Genomic DNA, 22,404 nt, shown 5'->3' on the forward strand with positions numbered 1-22,404 from the left:
GTATCCCATCACTTATCCGCCCTCACATGGATGCGGCGGAAGGTTTCAAAGCAGGTCCCGTCTGCCTGCAGTGTCCTGTCCAGCATAGCCCTGACAACCTCATCGCGAAACTTTTCCCTTACTCCCTCGGGAAGAGCCCTGACAAAAGGCACGATGCTGGGCTGGTCTATCCACCTGATCATCTCATCCGCATCGGAGAAAAACCTGTCTCTGTTGACCTCCGAAATATTACAGGAAGAAAAGCCGAAGGCGGCCACTATCTTTGCGTAATCCTCCCTGGATGGCATATACCAGGGCCACTCAAACTCTTTAAAATACTGCCCATACTCTTCGCTTTCCATTTCTTTGCGGATGACATCAAAGAAGTTGGAACAGTTTCCGTCCCCTGCAAAATCCCACAGGAGGTGGCCGCCATCTTTTAATGCCCTGAATGAATTTTTAAGGAGTCTGCCGTGGTCCTTGACCCAGTGGAGCGCCGCATTGGAAAAAATGACGTCAAACTCATTTTGAAAATCCATGTCATTCATATCCATCTGCACAAATGTCAGGTTCGGTTTTGACCTGCTCTGCGCCGCGGCGATCATTCCCGCAGACGCGTCTATTCCCACAACTTTTCCATCTGGCACCAGCTCTGACAGCTGCCCCACTCCTTCTGGTGCCTGGACGCCTTTTTGTATTTTTCTCCGTCAAATTCAAATGTAGGACTCATAATACTGCTATCACCTCCGACTCAAATATGCAGCAGTTCACCATACGGCGAGCTCCCATCCAGAACAGTTCCATAGGTATCCACCCATGCAGGGATGTATCCGCATCTTGCCGCCACCATCTGAGAACCTATGTTGGTAACCGAAGCTGAATAAAAGGGAACTACATCCCGCTCCAGGAGCTCACCGGTCAGCTTTGTCACCAGGTATGTCCCCATTCCGGAATTTCTGTATTCAGGCAGGACATCCACTCCCACTTCCCACAGGCCCTCCGGTGACACCGGCGCCGCCCCGGATACACCTGTGATCATATCGACATTTCTTGCAAGACAGGCAGCTTTCGTGGGCGTATGGCCCCTGTCGTCAAAGGCCAGAGAATTGTCAAATCCCTGCAGACCCCTCAGCGAAAAAATCTCATCCCTGCTTTTGTTCTCCACCAAGTCCCTCACCCGCCCGGCCAGGTCCTTTGACGTGCAGACAACTACCGTGTCTCTGTACGCCATGATCTTAATATAGGGCCGGTCAGCTGCCCCATGAACGGTGTAGACGGTGCCTCCCGCACGCAGCCTGGACGGACTGCACCAGTACTCCCTGGCCAGGTATTCCTCCACTTTGTTCCTTATCATCTCTCTCAAAATTTACCGCTCTCCCGTTTTAATAAAATGGATCAGCTCTTCCACGTCCTCAAAGTCATCGTAATCCCCGAGTATGCCTTCCCGGTGGTACACAATCCCGTTTTTTTCATTTCGCTCAAGGCAGTCCAGCAATTCTTCCATGCCGTATCGCCTGATGAACAGCGTAAAACCATAGGGCTTGATTTTTCCAAGCAGTCCCTTTTTGCAGTCCAGGTCACACTCAGAGCAGTGAGAAACACGCTTCTCCAAAGTGCATTTCCTGTTCTCACACCAGTCCTTATCCGGACACTCTCCTGAATTGCAGCCGTGGCAGCTCGTATTCTCCCCGCAAAGACAGCAGGCAAGGCCGCATCTTGCTATTCCCAGTTCCCGTTTCATATCCTGTTTCTCCTGTCTCTTTTTTCCAGTTCTTTCCTCATGCAGACAGAGTCCGGCAGGTCCCTGATCAGTTTTTTCGCCTTTTCCTGTGCTGCATTATTCAATCTCTCGTAAACGTAGTTTCCGGCTTTCCAGTTATCCAGGTTGCGAAGTCTTGCTCCGCTATCGCCATGCTCCGGGTCATCGAACAGCTCTCTCAGCTTTTGGCAGGGCATATTCGGGCATTCCCCGCAGTGTTCCATCCCCTTCTCTTTCCACAGCACTCGATCATTCTCCGCCATCTTCCGGCGCCTGGTTAAGGTCAAAGAGGACCTTCTCATAGTCCTTCACATAGTATCTGATGTTCTTTCTTCCCCTCTCGACAATGGTATGCCCCTCCGCTTCCAGCTTCTCTTTCTGGGCATCAATGCCTCCGGGATATTTTGCGTTCAGCTCCCCATTTGCCTTCAGGGTCCGCCAGTAAGGTGTCTTGTCTTCATGGCGCTGATGGCTGGCCCAGGCTGCGATGGACACGAAGATCCCGGCTGTGATGGGATCCGTAAAGTCAGCGTTGTTCTTTCCTGCCAGGTAATCCCTGACAGCACCGACCGTGATGACTTTTCCAAAGGGAACCTTCTTCATGATCTCGTCATAGGTGACCGGAGGCGCAAAATACATCCTCTCCCCGCCGTATTTCTTTATGGTGGCTTCATCCGTGACGATATGCATTTTGGGCATATCCGTTTCCCTGTGCAGCATTGCGTTGAAATCCTTCTTCTCCTCATTTGCCATGTCTCCCACCTCCTGCCCTCATTATATAAAAGCACACTCTGTCATGCAATGAGGCGGTCTTAAGATTTCTTTAATTTTATCTGCTTCCTATTGTCAGGGTGCTTTATGTCAGGTGTAATGTAAACCATTCAACGGGAAATTCTTTTTCCCCTGTGTCATTGCAAAATGACATTCTTTTACTCAAGCGGCGGGTTCCGCCCTACATTCCCTTTTATATGAGCTCATAAAAGGTTGCAGCTTTCGGTTTTTATGTCTATAATGGAGGTGTAGCATTTGAAAATGGATTTGATCAACACAGAAGAATATCCCCAAGCTGACAGACAGTACAAGGACCGGCTGTTCCGCTTTATTTTCCAGCGGCCCGCCGACCTTCTGGACCTGTACAACGCCGTCAACGGGACGGACTACTCAGACCCCGGCGCCCTGGAGTGCGAGACCGTGATGCTGAATATCAACTACGGGCACAACAGGGCTTTGATGGAGAAGTGCCGCCGTCTGAAGGAGTACGCCATCTTCGTAGCCACAGTCCGGGAGAACCTGGAGCGTCCGCTTCCCCTCAGGGAGGCAGTGGCAGAGGCGGTGGATACATGCATTGAAAACAATGCGCTGAGGGATATCCTGTTGGAGCAAAAAGCGGAGGTGATCCAGATGGTTCTGGAGACATTTGACCAGGAGAAATATGAAAAGGCCATGCACCAGGAGGGGTACGAAGACGGCTACCAGGATGGCAGAAGAGACCTGCTCCGGGAACTGATCCAGAAGAAGCTGGCAAAGGGCAGATCCATAGAGGCCATTGCCGGGGAGCTGGAGGTGGCCCCTGAGACAGTGCAGGAGCTGGCAAAACAGACGTAAGATATGACTTGAGGGCAGGAAACTCCTGCCCTCACTTATTGCTTACTATTTACTATTTCTCTGCTCTCTCATCGTACTCTGCCAGATACTTCTTCACATAGTCCACATCGGAGGGGCAGTCCAGATAATCGCTTCCGTACTTCTGCCTTGTCTCAGCGCCCTTTCCGGTGATGAGGAAGAGAGTCTTTCCCTCAGAGCTCTCGATGGCATCTTTTATGGCCTCGCCCCGGTCCTCGATCATCTCATATGGACAGTTCTGGGCCTTTACGTACTGGGCGATATCGGCAGATATGTCAGCCACCGGTTCGTATCCCGGGTCCTCCGCTACAAGGTAGACCTTCTTTGCGTACTGGCCCGCCACAGTGCCCAGGTCCCGGCGTCGGATCAGCGCCTTCTTGCCAGGACAGCCGAAAATGGAGACAATGCCGTAATCCGGGTACTCCTCCTTCATGGAGGAGAACAGCTTCTCAAAGCTCAGCTTGTTGTGGGCGTAGTCCACGATCGCGATCTTTGTCTTATCCCTGCTTGCATAGAGCTCCATGCGCCCGCTGGACCTGGCCCTCTCAAGACCGGAGTGGATATACTCCCGGGGGATGCCCAGCTTTGTGGCCGCCGCTATGACGCCCAGGGCGTTTTCCACATTGAAAAGTCCTGGCATGGTGAGGACAAACTCCTCGTCAAAATCTGCGCATTTCACAGAGAACAGCGTCTCGTGCCCGTCTTTTCGGATATTGTAGGCGTAGAAATCTGCCTCCGGGTTCTTCGTGCTGAAGGTAAAATACTCTTTCGCGTCTTTGGCGTATGTCAGGATACGCTCAATGTGATCTGCGTCCAGGTTGACAAAAGCCCGGTCCGCCTTGGCGAACATCCGCATTTTGGATGTGAAATAGTCTTCAAAGTCTTCGTGTTCAATGGGGCTGATGTGGTCCTCCGAGATATTGAGGAAGATGGCCGCGTCAAACCGCATGTCGTCCACCCGGTGGTATTTCAGCGCCTGGGAGGAGACTTCCATCTCCGCGTACTCAATGCCGCAGTCCAGCGCATTTCTCAGGTGCTGCTGCAGCTCTACCGCCTCCGGTGTTGTGATGTGGGACTCCACCAGGCTCTTGCCATCGTAGATGTCAATGGAGGAAATGACGGCGCTCTCCTTTTTCCCCTGAGCCGCCATATAGTCGTCCACCACTGCCTTCATATAGTAGGCGGAGGTGGATTTTCCCTTTGTCCCGCCAATGCCTGTCACCACCAGGTCCTCCCAGGGACGGTTGTAGAAGAAGTTGGCCAGGACGGACATGGCCTCCCTGATATCTTTTACAAGAATGTACGGCACCTGCCGCTCCAGGTCGAAGGTCTTCTCACTGATATAGCAGACCGCTCCCCTATCCACTGCCTCCCGCAGGTAGGCCAGCTTGAAGGCCGCCCCCTTGCAGATGAACATAGTGTCGGCTCCGGCCTCCTTTGAGTTGTAGGTGAGGTTGCGGATCACATGGTCCGTCGCTCTATCCACGTCTGCTTCCAGGAGCATCCCCCTTTTCTCAAGCAGCTCCACATATTCCTTCACGGTATAATACTGCATTTTTCCCATTTCAAACAATCTCCCTCAATGATTTTCTTATGTATGACTGATTTCTATTGATACTCCGCCCCCGAGCGCAGGATGGCCTCCCGCACCAGCACATCCATGGCATCCAGGCATATGGTGGGTATCTCGTGCTTTCCCTTAAATACAGACAGCTCCGTGCAGGCCAGGATCACTGCATCGCAGTTTTTCCTCATGAACTCGCTCATGACCCTGTCGAATTTTGCCCGGTCTCCCCGCTTTCCGCTCTTGATGTCGTCGTAGATGAGGGACATCACGTCCTTCTGCCTCTCCGGCGAGGGCTTTACCGGTGTCACTCCGAGCTTTCTGCACTCCCTGTGATAAATCCTGGAACCAATGGTACCGTCTGTCCCCATAATGCCGATCCGCTTCACCTCCGGCAGCTCCCGCACCGCATAGGCCACGCTCTCGTGTATCATATTGATGATAGGTACGGACACGGCCTTCTGTATCTGGTCATAGTAATAGTGGGACGTATTGCAGGTGATGGCTATGTTGGCCGCCCCCAGCTTTTCCAGCGTTCTTGCGTCCTCCTGCAGCATATGGACCAGCTTTTCGCTGTCCCCGCTCTTGATGGCCTCCGTCCGGTCCGGTATATCCGCATGGCTGAGGATGACCATATTCAGATGATCCTGGTCCCTCTGCGCCTTTGTGTGGGCGATGACATTCTCATAAAAGTAGCTGGTGGCCTCCGGCCCCATGCCTCCGATCACGCCGAGTATCTGTTTTCCTCTTCCTTCTTCCATTGGCTTTCCCCTTATTTTCCACAGCTTTACTGGTAATATTTATTGAAATAGCCGTACTGTTTCCAGTGGGTCTTCAGCATCCGCAGAAAGCGCATGGGCTTCAGATCCCCCCGCATGAAGACAGGATTGACCATTTTCCCTTCTTTTACGAGCTTCTTCATCTTTGCCACCATGGCAGGGTCCTTCACGTGCTTGTAGGCAACGCCCTTGGGCACGGTCATCCAGAGATGCTCCTCTGTGGCCTCCTCGTAGGGAAGCTCCCGGTTGTAGATATAGTCCTCTACAAAATATTTCGCTACATTAAAGCCGGAGCCTGTCACGTAGTAGTTGCTGCGCCCCTGTCTCGTGTTGATCTCAAAGAAGCGGTAGGTGCCGTCCCTTCTGTCGTACTTGATATCAAAATTGGAAAATCCCACATAGTGGAGGTCCTCCAGAAGGTTTTTCACCCTTCCCATGAGCTCCTGGTTTGGCTCTGTGATGATGACCGCATGGTTGCCCAGGCCGTGGGGAGTGTGTTCCTCAAGGAGCACATGTCCCAGGCACATCATCTTCACCTTCCCGTTCCGGTCAGAGTAGGATGTAAGGACCCGCATGTACTCGTCATTTCCCGGGATCATGTCCTGGATGATCAGGTCGTCGTCATATCCCGCATCATAAATCTGGGTGATGATTTCCTCCAGCTCCTTCCTGCTGCCCGGCTTGTAGATCTTGTTCTGTGTGGGGAAGGGATGCTCCCAGTAGGCGATGCTGTTGGACGGCTTCAGGATCACCGGGTAGGGGAAGTCGCAGGCAAATTCAAGGCCCATCTCCTTTTTGTACACGATGGTCTTTGGATAGTCCACGCCGTGCTTCTCGCAGAGCTGGTAAAACCGCTCCTTCTGCTGCAGGCTGTCCATCAGATCGAAGTCGATGTAGGGGGCAATGACATTGTCCGGCAGCTTATTTTTATGCCGGCTTGCCAGCGCCACATAGCTGTCCCCGCAGCCGATGAGCAGGATTTTCTTGTCCTTATGCTCCCCGGCAAAGCGGCTGATCCTCTCCAGGAAATAGTCGTCTGTGTCAATCTTCGGATTTCCCTCATAGACTGTGATCTGGCTGTTGAAGCTGGGTCCTGTCTGATACTTTCCAAAGACATAGGATTTCACCTGGTACTGCTCGTAAAAAGCCCGCGCCACGCTGTAGGTATTGATATCCCCGCCAAGGAGGACGGGAATGAATGTTTTCTCTTTAAATTCCATGCTTTCTGACCTTCTCTCCGTACAGATTTATACCAGCATATTATAACGCAGGAGCACCCTGACTTGTCAAGTAATGCGCCCCTTTTATATGGCCCTTTTGTGCCCCTTTCGACCTCCGTTTACAGGGATCCCGTTTACAACTCCTCCAGCTCTTCCTTGAAGCCCTCTCCCACGACCTCGTTTGACTCCATGATAATAGTGAAGGATTTGGGGTCCACCTTTCTGGCCAGTCTCTTGATGGTGTACATTTCCTTGTTGTTGCTGGCGCACATGACAACGTCCTTCTCCTGCCCCGTGTAGCTTCCGGTCCCCCTGATGATGGTGGAGCCTCTGTCCAGGTATTCGTCGATCTTTCCGGCCACCTCTTTACCCTTGTCCGTGACAATGAGGGTCATCTTGCCCTCATCGATACCGTACATGATACGGTCCATGACCGTGGCCATGAGATAGGTCACGATAAGTCCGTATATAAAACCGTCCACGTCCTTGAACACGATCACGCTTCCCAGCAGGATAGTCAGCATATCCAGCACAAACGTGATGACGCCCAGTGTCATGTGGGGCTTGACCTTCCGGATCGCCACACTGATAAAATCCTGTCCTCCGGTGGAGGAGCCTCTCATAAAGATCAGCGCGTACCCGATGCCTGTCAGCACGCCCATGCAAAGAGCGGCCAGAAGCCGGTCTCCCTCATACACAGGAAGAAGAGGGGACACATAGTCCATCAGAAATGAAGAGATGACCATGGATTTCACTGACTTCAGGAAGAAAGTCCTTCCCAGGAATTTATAGCAGAAGATCGCCACCGGCACATTCAGTATTATAGTCCCCGCGCCCACCGGAATGCCCAGGAGGTGATACAGGATAATAGCCATGCCGGAAAATCCCGCCACCGGGAAATTGGCATACAGGGCAAAGTTATAGATTCCTATGGCAATGACCATACCCGCTGCGATATCTATCAATATGTCCATGCCTATCTCTTTCCAGTTGATGCTTTTCATTTATTCTATCTTCCTTTCTCACACGATATGTCACAACAAAAAAGCAGCTGCAAACTATAAAAATATAATTCGCTGCTGCTCTTTTACTTATTCATTATATCGGTCTTCCGCAGGTCTGTCAATCGGATGTATCATCTTCCGATCTTTTGAGGAAGCTGCCTCTCATCACCGCGTCCTCTCCAAACTTCTGTCGGATTTCATCCAGGGCCCTTGACAGCTTTTCCTGCTTCAGAGCATTTGCGGAGCTCCTCTCCTGCTTTCCGGCTTCTGCCGTCTCCTCACCCGGCACGCTCCCGGCCTTCCCGCTGTTTTTCACCGGCGCCTGGGGCAGGTCAAAGATGCTCATCTGCCAGGGCTCATCCTCCCTCACCAGCTTGGAGGTGCGGATGCCAAGAAGGCGGATAGGCCGGCCGTCCCACAGCTCGTCAAAGAGCTCCATGGCCGCCTGGTAGAGCACCGTATCGCTTGCCGTCTCCCCGAAGAGCTGCTTCTGGTGGGAGCTGGTCTCAAAGGTGGCGTACTTGATCTCCACACTGACCATTCCTGCCTTCTGACCGGCTTTTCGCAGCCTTCCGCCCACGCTCTCGGCCAGTCCGAGGAGGATCTTCGCTGCCTCCTCCCGCTCTGTCACGTCCGCAGGCAAGGTGGTGGAGTTGCCGATGCCCTTCGCCTCTGTCTTCCAGGTGACCACGGGGGAGTCATCGATCCCGTTGGCAAAATTCCACAGCATCCTGCCGTGGCTTTTCAGATGCAGCTCCAGTATCTTAGGGTCCGCCTGAGCCAATTCTCCGATGGTGCGGATGCCCAGCTTTTTCAGCGTCTCCACGCTGGAACCGCCGGCCATGTACAGCTCCCGTACAGGGAGGGGCCACATCTTCACCTTAATCTCTTCCGGGAAAAGGGTGTGGACCCTGTCCGGCTTCTCAAAGTCCGAGGCCATCTTGGCCAGCAGCTTGTTGGAGGAGATACCTATATTGACTGTAAATCCGAATTTCTCCCGCACCCTGTCCTTGATCTCAAAGGCCGCGGACACATAGGAGTGATACCTGTGGGCGATGCCGGTGAAATCCAGGTAGCACTCGTCCACGCTGACCTGCTCAATGTCCGGCGTATAGGTGTGCAGGAACTCCATCAGCCTTCTGCTGTACTCGTGATACAGGGCATGGTCCGGCGGCTCCATGTGGATGTCCGGACACTTCCGCAGGGCATTTGCCACCGGCTCTCCGGTGTGTATCCCGTACTTTTTTGCCGGGATAGATTTGGCCAGCACTACGCCGTGTCTGGATTTCCGGTCCCCGCCTATGATGGCGGGAATGGTCCTGATATCAAGCGCGGCGCCGCTTTTCAGCTGCTCTACAGCAGTCCAGCTCAGGTACGCCGAATTGACATCGATATGGAATATGATGCGGGACATAGGCTTTCCTCCTCTCCCCCCGGATCCGCGGATTTCTTCTTTCATTGTATCCGGCCCGCCGCAAATGTCAATAAATACACGAAAAAAGGGGCGACGCCTCTGTAAAGCGCCTCCCCTGTGTGTTTCATTTCTGGATATTGCGGACTACTATACAGCTGTCAGTCCCTCTTTTACCCTGGCCGTCAGTTTTCCATCCTGGTCATCTATGAGGATCGTGTCGCCGCTGCCCACATTGCCCTCAAGCATCAGCCTTGCGGCCGTTGTCTCCACATTTTTCTGCAGATACCGCTTCAGCGGTCTTGCGCCGTACATGGGCTCGTATCCGCCCTCCACGATGCGGGCCTTGGCAGCCTCTGTCAGCTCAATGCCGACCTCCTTCTCTCTCAGCCTGCGGTTCACGTCCGCCACCAGCAGGTCGATGATGTGGTAAATGTTGTCCTTTGTCAGAGGCTTGAACATGATGATCTCGTCCAGACGGTTCAGGAACTCTGGGCGGAAATGGGCCCGCAGGTCGTCCGTCACCGCCTTCTGGCTTGCCTCGCTGATGTTTCCGTTCTCGTCAATCCCTTCCAGCAGGTAGGCTGAACCGATATTGGATGTCATAATGAGAATGGTGTTCTTGAAGTCCACGGTCCGCCCCTGGGAGTCTGTGATACGGCCGTCATCCAGCACCTGGAGGAGCACGTTGAACACATCCGGGTGGGCCTTCTCCACCTCGTCAAAAAGGACCACGGAGTAGGGCTTTCTCCTGACCGCCTCTGTGAGCTGTCCGCCCTCATCGTACCCCACATATCCCGGAGGAGCTCCGATGAGCCTGGACACGGAATATTTCTCCATATACTCACTCATATCGATGCGGACCATATTGTTCTCATCGTCAAACAGGCTCTGGGCAAGCGCCTTTGCCAGCTCTGTCTTACCCACGCCCGTGGGTCCAAGGAAGAGGAAGGAGCCGATGGGTCTTGTCGGGTCCTTGATCCCGGCCTTGGACCGGATGATGGCCTCTGTCACCAGCTCTACAGCCTCGTCCTGCCCTACCACACGCTTGTGCAGCTCGTCGGCCAGGTGCAGGGTCTTGCTCCTCTCACTCTCGTTCAGCTTTGCCACCGGAATGCCGGTCCACTTGGAGACGATCTTAGCGATCTCATCCTCTGTCACGCTCTCATGTACAAGGGAGAGATCCTCGTCTTTGACCTTCGCCTCCTCGGCCTCCAGCATCTTCTGGAGCTCCGGCAGCTTCCCGTACTGCAGCTCCGCCGCCTTCTCCAGGTCGTAGGACTGCTGTGCCTTCTGGATGTCGCCCCGTATCTGCTCAATCTGCTCCCTCAGCTTCTGCACTCTCTCCACGCTGACCTTCTCGTTGTCCCACTGGGCTTTCCTTGTGGCAAACTCAGCCCGCAGCTCTGCCAGCTCCTGCTGCAGATGCGCCAGGCGGTCCTGGCTCAACCGGTCGTCCTCTTTCTTAAGGGCAGCCTCCTCGATCTCAAGCTGCATCACTTTCCTGCGCATCTCATCCAGCTCTGCCGGCATGGAGTCAAGCTCTGTCTTGATCATGGCGCAGGCCTCATCCACCAGGTCAATGGCCTTGTCCGGCAGGAACCTGTCTGAGATGTATCTGTGGGAGAGGGTGGCTGCCGCCACAAGGGCGCCGTCTGTGATCTTCACGCCGTGGAAGACCTCGTACCTCTCCTTCAGCCCGCGGAGGATGGAAATGGCGTCCTCCACTGTGGGCTCATCGACCATGACCGGCTGGAAACGTCTCTCAAGAGCCGCGTCCTTCTCTATATACTGTCTGTACTCATCCAGCGTAGTGGCTCCAATGCAATGGAGCTCTCCTCTGGCCAGCATGGGCTTCAGCATATTGCCGGCATCCATGGCGCCGTCTGTCTTTCCGGCTCCCACGATGGTGTGGAGCTCATCGATAAAGAGGATAATTTTACCGTCGCTGTTCTTGACCTCCTCAAGAACGGCTTTCAGACGCTCCTCAAATTCTCCTCTGTATTTCGCACCGGCCACCAGGGCGCCCATGTCCAGGGAGAAGATCGTCTTGTCCTTCAGAGCCTCCGGCACGTCGCCGCTCACAATCCTCTGGGCCAATCCCTCCACGACGGCTGTCTTGCCGACGCCGGGCTCACCGATCAGAACCGGGTTGTTCTTTGTCTTCCTGGAAAGGATCCGGACCACATTGCGGATCTCGCTGTCACGCCCGATGACAGGGTCCAACTTCTGGTCCCTGGCACGGTCCACCAGGTCTGTTCCGTATTTGTTCAGGGTATCGTAGGTGGCCTCCGGATTGTCGCTTGTCACCTTCTGGTTGCCTCTCACTGTGGAGAGAGCCTGCAAAAAGCCCTCCCTGGAAATGCCCAGCTCACGGAAGAGCTGCTTTATCTCCCGGCTGGGATGCTTCAGAAGTGCCAGGAAGAGATGCTCCACAGAGACGTACTCATCGCCCATCTGCTTCATCTCGTCCTCGGCGCTTATGAGTGCCTTGTTCAGGTACTGTCCCACATAGGGCTGGCCGCCCTGCACCTTGGGCCGCTTTGCTATGGCCTGCTCCACCCGGTCCACGACCAGATTTTTATCCAGGCCCATTTTCTCCATCATCTTTAAGATCAGGCTGTCATCCTGGGTCAGCAGAGCATAGAGAAGATGCTCCTGCTCGATTTCCTGGTTGCCGTACTCCATTGCTGTCTTCTCGCAGTCCTGGACCGCCTGCAGGGATTTCTGTGTAAATTTATTTATATTCATAAAGGTCCCTCCTTGCCTTTCACTGAAAAGGCGCCCTCTCAGGCACCTGGTTTTCCTGTTCTATTAGGAATATAACACTTTTTATCAGCACTGTCAACACTCGAGTGCTAATTTCTGAATTTTTCAACCGTCTACCCCAACCTAGTAAAAATTCCCATAATATCCTCACTTTCAATTTTTAATTTCCTGTTCAGCAACTTAGGATTTACTTAACAATATGTGCCGTGATAATTGTATAACTATCTGAATTGATAGTGATTTTGATATTTTCAACTTCACAATACCAATTTTTACCTCGTTTGTATATATTGCATTTTTTATCTAGCATCTTATTTTTGCAATACTCAACAACATCATCTGTATCTATTTTTAGATTTCTTTTTATTCTACCAACTCCCATTTCAGTTGTATGAATTTTGTCAATATTATCAAGTAATATCTTTTTATTTTCCATTTTTCTCCTTAAATTCCAGTTTATCGCTCGTCATACAAATAGGGATTTGTCAATTTCTTTTCATATACAATAATGGATATGGATTCCCCTATACAACCAGTTCACCTATTGCATAATTTTCAATACCATATTGTAGTAACTGTTTTCCTACTCCTTGTCCTCTGTATTCATTTGAAACAAATAACATTTTAGGCGTCCCATCTCAAATCAAGTTTCATATCTTTTGCGATTTTCTCAACTCTATAACTGGTATTTGTCTATTAATCGCCTAATATATTGCGTACGGTTCCGTACTTTTACCGTCATACACAAATACCTTTATTTCCGTATTTTCATCTACTTCGGCATGAACACCCACTGTATATTCTTTATCGGTTACTTTCAGAAAAGAACAGCTGCCACCTGCGGGAATGTTATCAGAAACAATTTCCTTCTCTCCCGCGCTTAGTAAGTGAACAACAATATCAAAATCATTTCTATTCTGAATCGTCAGTGCTCCTGTTTGGGATATAACCTTTACATCAGAATAAGTTATTACATACTCGTCAGAGGATTCTGCACAAGATACTGAGCAATCCCACTGTGTTATATTCCCTGTAGCTTGGTCTTTTCTATATGATTCAGAAGACCTGTATATTACGAATATAAGAATTGCAATTATAGCAAATACAAGCAATGAACTTAATAATAATGTTATTTTTTTCTTCATTGCCATTCCCTCCACAAACTTCGATTTGTCGTCTTGTTCGACTTCTTGAAAAACTATAATTTAGTCAACTTGGAATTATAGTTTTAAATCATATTCTTTTGGGCTTTGAGCACTTATAGTCACAAATCTTAATTGCTCTTTTTTATCATAAGCATTTTTTAATATCATATATCCATTGATCATGCTAACAGAATATCTTTTTATAATGCTTTTTAAATTGTTGTATATTTTTTTGCTACTTTCATTATCATACCAAATTGTAGATACCGTTGTAGGCAAAATAGTATTCTCAGCATATAATCCACCCAAATCAATAACAATACTTGTTTCATTTGACTTTTGATTTATATGTTTATAATTATCAAGTCGTACTATTTTATCGCTTTTTATAACAAGATACTGATTTCCTATATGACTTCCATTAAGAGAAAAGCCAAAATTATCTGTTTTAGTAATGTCTGTTATTTTATTGCTATCGCTTTTACCGCATCGATAATAGTTTACTATATTGTTTTTTTGAAATTCATTGAATATATTTTCTAAATCTTTTTTCGTTCCAAACACTCGAAAGCTTCTTGAAATCATTTTAATCACCCTTACAACTTCCAATTTTCTGCTCGACAACTTCCAAATCATCAATCTATTTAGCCTATTATAACACCCTGAATATTCCCCTGTCATTCTATTTCTGGCTCATACGGAATGGCCATACAGAAAGGGAGCGGAACATCATCTGTCCGCTCCCTTTCAAATATTTTTTCATCATCCTCTGGAGACCGTCCACATCTCCTTGATCTGGCCGGAGATATCGCTGTAGTTCCAGGTCTTCTCCGTGTTGCTGATGCTGAAGGGGTCGTTGACCGTCACCTGGCCGTTCTCATAGCCGGTGAGCACGATGAAATGTCCCCCGTCCGTGAAATCTCCCGGCAGCATGCTGCAGATCACAGGGTGTCCCGCCTGCAGCCGGGCGGCGAGGGTCTCCTCGTCCATCATCCCCTCCTGACAGCTCAGTCCCCACTGGCGGGCCGCACTGTCCAGGAACGCCCAGTAGGTATTGTTCTCCCCGTCTATGAAGCCGTTCTCCTCGCTGTATTTCGCAAGACGGTATGGCGTGGCCGTGGTATCCCCGGTAAGTCCCACAATGACCATGGACATGCAGGTAGGGCCGCACCCGCTGGAGGCGATCGTACTGGTGCCGTAGGAACTGTAGCCCCACCGCTCGTCCCACTGGAGATAGTGGGGAATGGCTCCGTTCCCTGTAGATGCCTCCACCGTCTCCGGCACAGGATTGTCCTTATTCTCGGCATAGTCCCGCACAAAATCCAGGGTCTCCTCGTTCTGGTCAATGAGGCCGATGATCTCCTCCGGGCAGCCCTCCGCTCTCGCCTGCTCTTTTACTTCGGCAATCTCCCTGGCCTTCTCCTCCTCCGGCGTCAGCTGCTCCTCTTCTTCCCGGGCCTCCTGCTCCTCCCGGAGCTGCTGTTCCCTCTGCTGCTCCTCCCGGGCCTTCTCCCGGGAGCTGTGGGCCATGGCAAAGCCTCCCGCAATGCCGGCAGCCAAGATCAGGATGGCTGTCCCGAGTATGAGCCTCCTCGTTTTTTGTCTTTCCCTCTGTTCCTTCATCCCCCTGCTGCCATCCGCAGACCTTTGGTTTTTGTCTGTCCTGTTATGTATCATGTCTGTCTTCCTCTTCTGCTATGGTTATTTTCTTCTGGACAAAGCTGCCAGCAGTGTCCCTGCTGCAATACATACATCGCCCAGATTAAGGGTCAGTCTGGAAAGTCTCTTCCATCTGCTCTTAAAGGCAAGATAATCCACTACCTTTCCCCGCATCACGCGGTCATAAAGATTGCTGAGAGCACCTCCTGTGAGGAGCATCATCCCCGTCTTCTCCACTGTGTGTCCTTTTGTCCTCAGCAGAAATGCGTCTCGCACAAGAAGGACAGCTCCCAGCAGGGCTGAGAGCTTCATCACGAAACGGGGAGATTTCTCCAGCAAATTAAAAGCAGCGCCCCGGTTGTAGACCTTTCGGAGGACCAGGCGGCCGCCCGCCATCTCCCGGTCCTCACCCCCGGTCACATTGTCCAGGACATACTGCTTGACCCTAAGGTCCAGAGCCGCAGCCGCGGCCGCAATGGTACAAAATATCATTACATTTCCTCTTTGATGCGCACGATCTGCTCCTCATACTTTTCAATCTGCTCATCCCGCTTTTCAATGGCTTCACAAAGAGCGATCATATCCATATCCTGTATCTCATTTTTGGTAAATTTTTCATATATGGCTTTCCCGATATCAACGAAATCCCTCTGGTTTCCTCTTTTCAAAAAGCGTATCTCGCTTTTCAGCTTCTGGACCTCTATCGTGTCTCCCGCCTTTTTGCCCAGGTCACTTGCCACATCTGCCACTCTTTTCCCGAATCCATCAAAAAAATCTGCCATGTTTCATCTCTCCTTTGCCTCAGATCTGTCTCAAACGGTCCAGCGTCCTGTACAGATCCAGGGTTCCGTACCCCCACTCTCTGTTGGGGTACTCCTCCCCCGGTCTCTGGCGCGCCCCGAGGATCAGCAGGTTCTTGAGCTGGAGGGTGTCCGCTCCCCTGCTGCCTGTGTAGTACAGGATCCACTCCATCAGGAGCGCCGCGGCTCCGGCTGTGATGGCCGCCGCACCGCTGGAACCGGACCGGACAGTGAATCTGCCGCCCGGCAGCGCCCCCTTTACATCCACTCCCGGGGCTGCCAGGTCCGGTTTTATCTTGTCAGTTCTAGTATATCCTCTGCCGGAATGAATATCAACACTATTCTCCCTTCCATCGTAGAAAGCCGCCGTGATGGCCGAGCGCACCGCAGACGGGGATGTGAGGGTGATATCCGGATCAGACCGGAGAAAAAACACCTCCCCGTCCAGGAACTCCTGCACAGGGAGCCACACGTGAAAGGCGCCTCCCGCCAGCTGCACCGGCTCCACCAAAATTTTCCATATGCCGGGGGCCGGCGCCCCGAACCGCAGGAAAATGAGCTGGGAGTCGTTCCTCTCCACCAGGAGCCGGTAATCCACCGTCACAAGAGTCCCCTCGAAGACAAACCGGAACTGGGAGCTGCCCCCCTGGATGATGGGGATCCTCTCCCGCACCTCCCCGGAGGGAGACACAAGGGACACCGTGAGGATATTGGGGATATCTGTCCACAGCTCTGCGACAAACCCCCGCACATTTTCCCCCACCCGGATCTCCACCTCCTCCTGGTCGTCTCCGCTCTCCAGCACGCCGTAAAAGTGGTGCCTCTGCGATGCCTCGTTGCCGGCCCCCACCACCACTCCCTTGTTGAGACTGTTGGAATAGTATTCCAGCATCACCGCCAGAGGGGTTGTGCCGTTGTGCCCTCCCATGGAGCTTCCAAGGGCAATGCACAGGATCAGGGGCAGCCCCCTCCTCTCCGCCAGGTCCACCAGATATTGTATGCCCAGCATAATATCGTTTTCCTGGTAGCAGTCTGCGTTTTCCGCTATATAGTAGAAATCCCTCAGATACCGCTTTGCTCCCTTCAGCTTGACGACCCCGATGGCCGCACCGGGGGCTGCCCCCAGGAACCGGTTCTCCTCATCCGCACTCCCCGCCGCCAGGCTGGCCACGTAGGTGCCATGTCCGTTCTCGTCCCGGCTTGGCACGATGGAAAAAGGGTCCTCTGCTCCCAGGGCCCTGTCTATATCCTCTCTCGTATACTCGCTCCCGTAGAGAAAGCCGGGAGGCTCCGTCCCCTCCTGCACAGTCTGGTCCCAGATCGCCTCGATACGGGTCCTCCCGTCCAGCTCCCGGAACACAGGATGCGTATAGTCAATGCCTGTGTCGACAAATCCGATCATCACATTCTCTCCCATCAGCTCCAGGGTGGGATAGTTCTGCACCGGAGTGATGCCCGCCTGTCCCATAGCTTCCATGTCCAGGAGGGTGTAGCACTGGGGAATGGAGCTGTAGGTAAAGCTGCCGAAATCCAGAGGATTGGCCAGGACCTGCTCCACATAGACCACATCGTACCCGGCCCGGGTCCCCTGACGGCAGAGCTGTTCCTCCGGCACTGTGAAGGCAATCCGGCTGCCCCCGGACTGGATGATGAAATCCCGGTACTCCTCCGAGAGTATCCTCTGACGGCAGAGCTGCTTTTCCGCCATATAGAAAACACCTCATATACCTTTGTGATCAGTATATGAGGCGAAAGACTGTCTTATCCCTCCAGACGCAGGGGCTCCTGTCCCCTCAGGGTGATGACCGGTCCCCCGGTCCCCTCTATGTAGCTTTCGGTGATGGTCACCTGGCCGATGCTGTCATCCTTGGGGATCTCGTACATGATATCCAGCATAAAGTCCTCGATGATGGCCCGCAGAGCCCTGGCTCCGGTATCCTTCTTCATAGCCTTTCTGGCAATGGCACGGAGTGCGCCCTCGTCAAAATCCAGCTTCACTTCATCCAGGGCCAGCAGCTTCTGGTACTGCTTGAGGATGGCGTTTTTTGGCTCCTTCAGTATCTTGACCAGCATATCTTCATCCAGCCCTCTGAGGGTACAGATGATGGGAAGACGTCCCAGGAACTCGGGTATCATCCCAAAGCTCCGCAGGTCCTCTGTGGAGACCCTGGAGAGGAGGTCCTTATCGTTGTCGTATTTATCCTTCAGGTCCGCGTTAAAACCGATGGAAGACTGTTTGGTCAGCCTCTCCTTGATGATGTTGTCCAGATCCGGGAACGCGCCGCCACAGATAAAGAGGATGTTCCTGGTGTTGACCGTGGTCAGAGGCACCATGGCGTTCTTGCTGTTGGCCCCTACCGGCACTTCCACTTCACTGCCCTCCAGGAGCTTGAGCATTCCCTGCTGGACGGACTCGCCGCTCACATCCCGCTGGTTTGTGTTCTTCTTCTTGGCGATCTTGTCGATCTCATCGATAAAGATGATGCCCTGCTCCGCTTTCTCCACATCATTGTCCGCGGCGGCCAGGAGCTTGGACACAACGCTCTCAATGTCATCCCCGATGTAGCCGGCCTCGGTGAGGGAGGTGGCGTCTGTGATGGCCAGCGGCACATCCAGCAGCCGGGCCAGGGTCTTCACCATGTAGGTTTTTCCCGAACCGGTGGGCCCGATCATGAGAATATTGGATTTCTCGATCTCTATGTCATCCATGGTGTCAGTGGCCACACGCTTGTAGTGGTTGTAGACAGCCACGGAAATCACCTTTTTTGCGTACTCCTGCCCCACCACGTACTCGTCCAGCCTGGCCTTTATCTTGTGGGGTGCGGGAATGTGGTTGATGTCTATGAGGGGCTTCTTCTCCTCCCCCTCCTTTTTCTTCTTGACCTTCTGCTGGCGGGGGGCCGCGTTTTCCAGGTCGGACATGTTAAAGATCTGGACACCCGGTATGTTCATCAGTTTGCTGTAGTCGATCTGACCGCTTGTCATGGCGTCAAAACTCTTCTGCATGCAGTCCGAACACACGGAAATATTGTTGGGGAGGTCGATGAGCTTTCCCGTCACACTCTCGGGCCTGTGGCAGATAAAGCAGAACTTCTCGTACCCGTCGTCCTTCTTTTTCTCTTCCACATGCACGTCCTTGTCTTCCACTTTTTCTATCTCGTTTTCATTTCTGTTGTTCTCGTTCTCTGACATGTTACATCCTTTCTATATATAATGCACGGGCACTCCCTATTCCAGCATCTGAAGGAACTGTTCCTCCGTCAGTATGGGCACGCCCAGCTCCTTTGCTTTCCTGTTCTTGGAGGATGTGGAGGCAGCGTCGTTGTTGATGAGGTAGCTGGTCTTTGAGGTGACAGAGCCTGTCACCTTTCCGCCTTTGCTCTCGATGAGACTCTTCAGCTCACTCCTGTTCGCGAAGTGCTCCACGCTCCCGGTAATGACAAAGGTAGTGCCCTCCAGGGTCCTTCCTCCCTCATCCGCCGTCTCCTGCTCAATATGCACCTCTCTCAGGAGCTCTCTGTACACCTGCCGGTGGGTCTCGTCCTCAAAGTAATCCACATAGGCCTTTGCGATGACACCGCCCACGCCGGGCGCTGCACTGAGCTCCTCCTCGGTGAGGTCCGGAAGGGCCTCCGGTGAGACCTTCATTTCCCGGCAGATCACCTTGGCGACCGCCACCCCGATGCCCGGGATGCCCAGGCTGTAGAGCAGACGGGGAAGGGTGGTCTCTCTGGCCCTCTCCGCGCTCTCGATCAGATTCTGGCAGGATTTCTCCCCGAAGCCCTCCATCTCCTGTATTTCCTCCCTGTGCCGGTCCAGATGGAACAGATCGCCGTAGGTCTGGATAAATCCTCTGGCAATAAATTTTTCAAGGGTGGCCTCGGAGAGCCCCTCTATATTCATGGCATCCCGGCTCACGAACAGGGCGTAGGACTTTATCTGCTTTGCCTGACAGGACGGGTTGGTGCAGTACAGCGTCTTTGCGCTGCCCTCCTGCCGTATCTCGGTCGCGCCTCCGCACACCGGACAGACCCCGGGGATGTCCCTGACACCGCTGCGGGTAAGATTCCTGGCAATCTGAGGGATGATCATATTTGCCTTGTACACTTCAATCCTGTCTCCGACGCCAAGCTCCAGCTCTTCCATGATGCTGATATTGTGGACACTGGCGCGGCTCACGGTAGTTCCCTCCAGCTCAACCGGATCGAAGATGGCCACCGGATTGATAAGGCCGGTCCTCGATGGGCTCCACTCGATCTCCCGCAGAGTCGTCTCCCGGGTCTCGTCCGCCCACTTGAACGCATAGGAGTCTCTCGGGAATTTTGCCGTCCTCCCCAGGGACTCACCGTACCTTATATCATCATATATTAGCACAAGACCATCTGAGGGAAAATCGTTTTGCGCTATTCTTTCTGAAAATTTAATAACTTCCGCCTCTATATCCGCCGGAGCCACCACGTAGTGCTCCACCACCTCGAAGCCCTGCTCCTTCAGCCAGTCCAGCTGAAAGGCCCTGGAGTTGTGGAAGTCCACATCCTCCGCCCGGACAAGAGAAAAGGCGTAGAAACGCACGTTCCTCCTGGCCGTGACCTCGCTGCTCAGCTGGCGCACAGAGCCGCTGCACAGATTCCGGGGATTTTTGTACCTGGCGTCCGCATCCGGGATTTCCTCATTGATGCGCTCGAAATCCCTGTAGCCGATGACCGCCTCCCCCCGCAGGATAAGCTCGCCCTGGTAGGGAATGCGAAGAGGAATGTTCTTGAACACCCGGGCATTTCCGGTGATCACTTCTCCCACCTCCCCGTTTCCCCGGGTGACGGCCTTTGTGAGATTACCGCCCTGGTAGGTAAGGACAATGGTAAGGCCGTCCATCTTCCAGGACATGACCACGTCGTGGTCCCCCGCAAAGGCCCGCAGCTCCCCCACATCCTTGGTCTTGTCAAGGGAGAGCATAGGGCTCTCATGCCTCTCCTTTGGCAGCTCGCTGACCACCTCGTATCCCACATGGATGGTGGGGCTGCCTGCCAGGGTGACATGGAGCTCCCTCTCCAGCTGTGTCAGCTCATCGTAGAGTGCATCGTACTCGTAGTTGCTCATGATCTCCCGGGACTCCTGGTAGTAGGCTCTCCCTGCCCGGTCCAAAAGCTCCACCAGCTCCTGCATCCTCTGCTTCTTCTTTGCTGTATCCATTTTTCTATTTCCTGCCTCGCACATGTATTGCTTCTCCTGTCTGCTTTTTTGTGGGGCCTCCGGCCAGAGCCCGCAGTGTCTCCAGCTCCTCCCCTGTCACCTTCCGGTATTCGCCGGGTCTCAGATCCCCCAGCCTGATATTCATGATACGCACCCGCTTCAGCGTCCGCACGCGGCAGCCGCAGGCCCGGCACATCCTCCGGATCTGCCGGTTCAGCCCCTGGGTGAGGATGATGCTGAAGGTGTATTTCCCCTCCCTTCGGACTGTGCAGGGCCTTGTCACCGCGTCCAGCCCCTTCTCCTCGTCCACAATGTGGACGCCGGCACTCATTTTCTCTATAAAATCATCCGTGACCTCCCGGTCTACGGTGACCCTGTACTCTTTTTCGTGAAGGTTCCTGCCCCGCATGATGCGGTTGATGAGGTCCCCGTCGTTGGTCATGAGGAGGAGGCCCTCCGAGTCCTTGTCCAGCCTTCCCGCGTAGGTGACCCGGACGGGGTATTTGAGGAAGCGGACAATGTTGTTCTTTGTCCTTCTGTCCTCTGTGCAGATGATACCCACCGGCTTGTAGACAGCCAGGATGACCTTCTCATCCTTCCCGCCGATGACCCGGTCTCCCACCTGCACCCTCTGGCCCGGCCGCACCTTCATGCCTCGCAGGGCCGGGACCCCGTCCACCAGCACCTGGCCCTTTTCGATGAGGCGGTCCGCCTCCCTGCGGGAGCAGATGCCTGCCTCGCTCATATATTTATTAAGACGGATCTCCTCCATGTATCCTCCTGCCTTCCTGCCTTTTCTCCCGCGCCCTGAGCGCAGGTATATATTCACACTGGGCTCGAAAGAACCTCGCCAAGTGTTCCTATTATACCATGCTTTCCAGCCCCTTGGAACACCCGGAGATCAAAAATCAGTGTTTGTAAAAAGACGGAAAATATACTAAAATAGATATAATGCTATTCACACTCAGAAAGGATTTTTTCTATGATCATCTTAACGCTGGACACGAAAAAATGTATGTCCTCCCTGCTTCTGTCGGAAGCGTTTGACCACTTCTTTTTCATCGAGGGAGAGATCACGACCTTTGGGAAATTTACCATGGACGGCTATATGCAGAAAGACTTTTTCGAGGAGCTCCCGCAGCAGTCCTACGCCTTCTGGAAGGACATCAGACCCTACTGCTTTTCTCTCATAAAAGGAAAGCGCACCCCTCTTGGCTTCCGGTTCATCTTCTCCCTGTCCGGCGACGACATTCCCGCCTTCCTGGAGGAGCACAGGCTGGACTTCACGCCCCAGGAGATCCAGGGACTCTTCCTGAATTTCCGCTTTGACGGCTCCCGCCTTTCCTGCACCACAGGGGTGTCTGTTTCAAAGTTCACACTGGACAAATCTCTTGAGCAGACCTGGGACAAGTGGGCACAGGCCTTCTTCGCAGACCTCCACATTCCCTTCGAGTCTGAGCTCTGAACAGGGCTTTAAAAAAGGACTGCGCTCTCATCCGCGC

24 protein-coding genes are annotated in these 22,404 nt (G+C 52.9%); 2 read left to right on the forward strand and 22 right to left on the reverse strand.

Annotation, left to right across the window (positions count from 1 at the left end; translation table 11 throughout):
• Nucleotides 1-8 precede the first annotated feature (8 nt).
• The 5 genes from B5E62_RS06400 to B5E62_RS06420 form a co-directional block, all read right to left on the reverse strand.
• Nucleotides 9-647 carry a class I SAM-dependent methyltransferase gene (locus B5E62_RS06400; RefSeq protein WP_242957748.1) on the reverse strand — a complete coding sequence of 213 codons (639 nt, stop codon included), beginning with the start codon at nt 645-647 and terminating at the stop codon, nt 9-11.
• 83 nt (nt 648-730) lie between these two features.
• Entirely contained in the window at nt 731-1,333 is a 603-nt protein-coding gene (locus B5E62_RS06405) for a GNAT family N-acetyltransferase (RefSeq protein ID WP_164488600.1), read from the reverse strand.
• Nucleotides 1,334-1,345: 12 nt separating this feature from the next.
• A complete protein-coding gene (locus B5E62_RS06410) occupies nt 1,346-1,720 on the reverse strand; it encodes a DUF3795 domain-containing protein (RefSeq protein ID WP_087173790.1) in 375 nt (124 codons plus the stop codon).
• A complete protein-coding gene (locus B5E62_RS06415; RefSeq protein WP_087173791.1) occupies nt 1,717-2,001 on the reverse strand; it encodes a DUF3795 domain-containing protein in 285 nt (94 codons plus the stop codon). The genes B5E62_RS06410 and B5E62_RS06415 overlap by 4 nt, the downstream gene beginning before the upstream one ends.
• A complete protein-coding gene (locus B5E62_RS06420) occupies nt 1,988-2,491 on the reverse strand; it encodes an MGMT family protein (protein WP_087173792.1) in 504 nt (167 codons plus the stop codon). Before B5E62_RS06420 ends, B5E62_RS06415 begins: the two co-directional genes overlap by 14 nt.
• 273 nt (nt 2,492-2,764) lie before the next feature.
• Here B5E62_RS06420 and B5E62_RS06425 point away from each other — a divergent pair, with 273 nt between their 5' ends.
• Nucleotides 2,765-3,343: a hypothetical protein gene (locus B5E62_RS06425; protein WP_143468813.1), complete on the forward strand. Its 579-nt coding sequence runs from the start codon at nt 2,765-2,767 to the stop codon at nt 3,341-3,343.
• Between the two features lie 52 nt (nt 3,344-3,395).
• Here the strand turns inward: B5E62_RS06425 and B5E62_RS06430 are convergent, their stop codons facing one another.
• The 17 genes from B5E62_RS06430 to B5E62_RS06505 form a co-directional block, all read right to left on the reverse strand.
• Entirely contained in the window at nt 3,396-4,925 is a 1,530-nt protein-coding gene (locus tag B5E62_RS06430) for a Mur ligase family protein (protein WP_242957749.1), read from the reverse strand.
• A 44-nt stretch (nt 4,926-4,969) separates the two neighbouring features.
• A complete protein-coding gene (locus B5E62_RS06435) occupies nt 4,970-5,686 on the reverse strand; it encodes an aspartate/glutamate racemase family protein (RefSeq protein ID WP_087173794.1) in 717 nt (238 codons plus the stop codon).
• Nucleotides 5,687-5,712: 26 nt separating this feature from the next.
• Entirely contained in the window at nt 5,713-6,924 is a 1,212-nt protein-coding gene (locus B5E62_RS06440; protein ID WP_087173795.1) for a carboxylate--amine ligase, read from the reverse strand.
• A 134-nt stretch (nt 6,925-7,058) separates the two neighbouring features.
• On the reverse strand, nt 7,059-7,928 hold the full coding sequence (locus tag B5E62_RS06445; RefSeq protein ID WP_087173796.1) for a YitT family protein: 870 nt from the start codon (nt 7,926-7,928) through the stop codon (nt 7,059-7,061).
• Between the two features lie 118 nt (nt 7,929-8,046).
• A complete protein-coding gene (locus tag B5E62_RS06450) occupies nt 8,047-9,342 on the reverse strand; it encodes a DNA polymerase Y family protein (RefSeq protein WP_087173797.1) in 1,296 nt (431 codons plus the stop codon).
• 147 nt (nt 9,343-9,489) lie between these two features.
• Nucleotides 9,490-12,090: an ATP-dependent chaperone ClpB gene (gene clpB / locus B5E62_RS06455; RefSeq protein ID WP_087173798.1), complete on the reverse strand. Its 2,601-nt coding sequence runs from the start codon at nt 12,088-12,090 to the stop codon at nt 9,490-9,492.
• A gap of 205 nt (nt 12,091-12,295) precedes the next feature.
• A complete protein-coding gene (locus B5E62_RS06460) occupies nt 12,296-12,544 on the reverse strand; it encodes a DUF3781 domain-containing protein (protein WP_087173799.1) in 249 nt (82 codons plus the stop codon).
• A gap of 88 nt (nt 12,545-12,632) precedes the next feature.
• Nucleotides 12,633-12,731, reverse strand: a complete 99-nt coding sequence (locus tag B5E62_RS17635; protein ID WP_143468814.1) for a GNAT family N-acetyltransferase — start codon at nt 12,729-12,731, stop codon at nt 12,633-12,635.
• 81 nt (nt 12,732-12,812) lie between these two features.
• Nucleotides 12,813-13,253 carry a hypothetical protein gene (locus tag B5E62_RS06465; RefSeq protein WP_242957751.1) on the reverse strand — a complete coding sequence of 147 codons (441 nt, stop codon included), beginning with the start codon at nt 13,251-13,253 and terminating at the stop codon, nt 12,813-12,815.
• A 75-nt stretch (nt 13,254-13,328) separates the two neighbouring features.
• Nucleotides 13,329-13,847, reverse strand: a complete 519-nt coding sequence (locus B5E62_RS06470; RefSeq protein ID WP_162610269.1) for a hypothetical protein — start codon at nt 13,845-13,847, stop codon at nt 13,329-13,331.
• A 168-nt stretch (nt 13,848-14,015) separates the two neighbouring features.
• Entirely contained in the window at nt 14,016-14,930 is a 915-nt protein-coding gene (locus B5E62_RS06475; RefSeq protein WP_242957753.1) for a C39 family peptidase, read from the reverse strand.
• Between the two features lie 24 nt (nt 14,931-14,954).
• The gene (locus B5E62_RS06480; RefSeq protein ID WP_087173802.1) at nt 14,955-15,404 is read right to left on the reverse strand and encodes a signal peptidase II; all 450 of its coding nucleotides are present in this window, start codon (nt 15,402-15,404) and stop codon (nt 14,955-14,957) included.
• Nucleotides 15,404-15,694 carry a hypothetical protein gene (locus B5E62_RS06485; protein WP_087173803.1) on the reverse strand — a complete coding sequence of 97 codons (291 nt, stop codon included), beginning with the start codon at nt 15,692-15,694 and terminating at the stop codon, nt 15,404-15,406. The genes B5E62_RS06480 and B5E62_RS06485 overlap by 1 nt, the downstream gene beginning before the upstream one ends.
• 19 nt (nt 15,695-15,713) lie before the next feature.
• Entirely contained in the window at nt 15,714-17,420 is a 1,707-nt protein-coding gene (locus B5E62_RS06490; RefSeq protein ID WP_087173804.1) for a S8 family peptidase, read from the reverse strand.
• 53 nt (nt 17,421-17,473) lie between these two features.
• On the reverse strand, nt 17,474-18,904 hold the full coding sequence (gene clpX, locus B5E62_RS06495; protein ID WP_087173805.1) for an ATP-dependent Clp protease ATP-binding subunit ClpX: 1,431 nt from the start codon (nt 18,902-18,904) through the stop codon (nt 17,474-17,476).
• A 36-nt stretch (nt 18,905-18,940) separates the two neighbouring features.
• Nucleotides 18,941-20,875, reverse strand: coding sequence for an NAD-dependent DNA ligase LigA (ligA, locus tag B5E62_RS06500; RefSeq protein WP_087173865.1), 1,935 nt, complete (start codon nt 20,873-20,875; stop codon nt 18,941-18,943).
• A 31-nt stretch (nt 20,876-20,906) separates the two neighbouring features.
• On the reverse strand, nt 20,907-21,674 hold the full coding sequence (locus B5E62_RS06505) for a pseudouridine synthase (protein WP_087173806.1): 768 nt from the start codon (nt 21,672-21,674) through the stop codon (nt 20,907-20,909).
• A 210-nt stretch (nt 21,675-21,884) separates the two neighbouring features.
• Between B5E62_RS06505 and B5E62_RS06510 the strand changes: the two genes are divergently transcribed.
• Complete coding sequence (locus B5E62_RS06510) at nt 21,885-22,367, forward strand: DUF5721 family protein (protein ID WP_087173807.1); 483 nt, start codon at nt 21,885-21,887, stop codon at nt 22,365-22,367.
• The last annotated feature ends 37 nt before the right edge of the window (nt 22,368-22,404 follow it).

The organism is Lachnoclostridium sp. An118 (assembly GCF_002160985.1).
GTDB classification, from domain to species: Bacteria; Bacillota; Clostridia; order Lachnospirales; family Lachnospiraceae; genus Claveliimonas; species Claveliimonas stercoravium.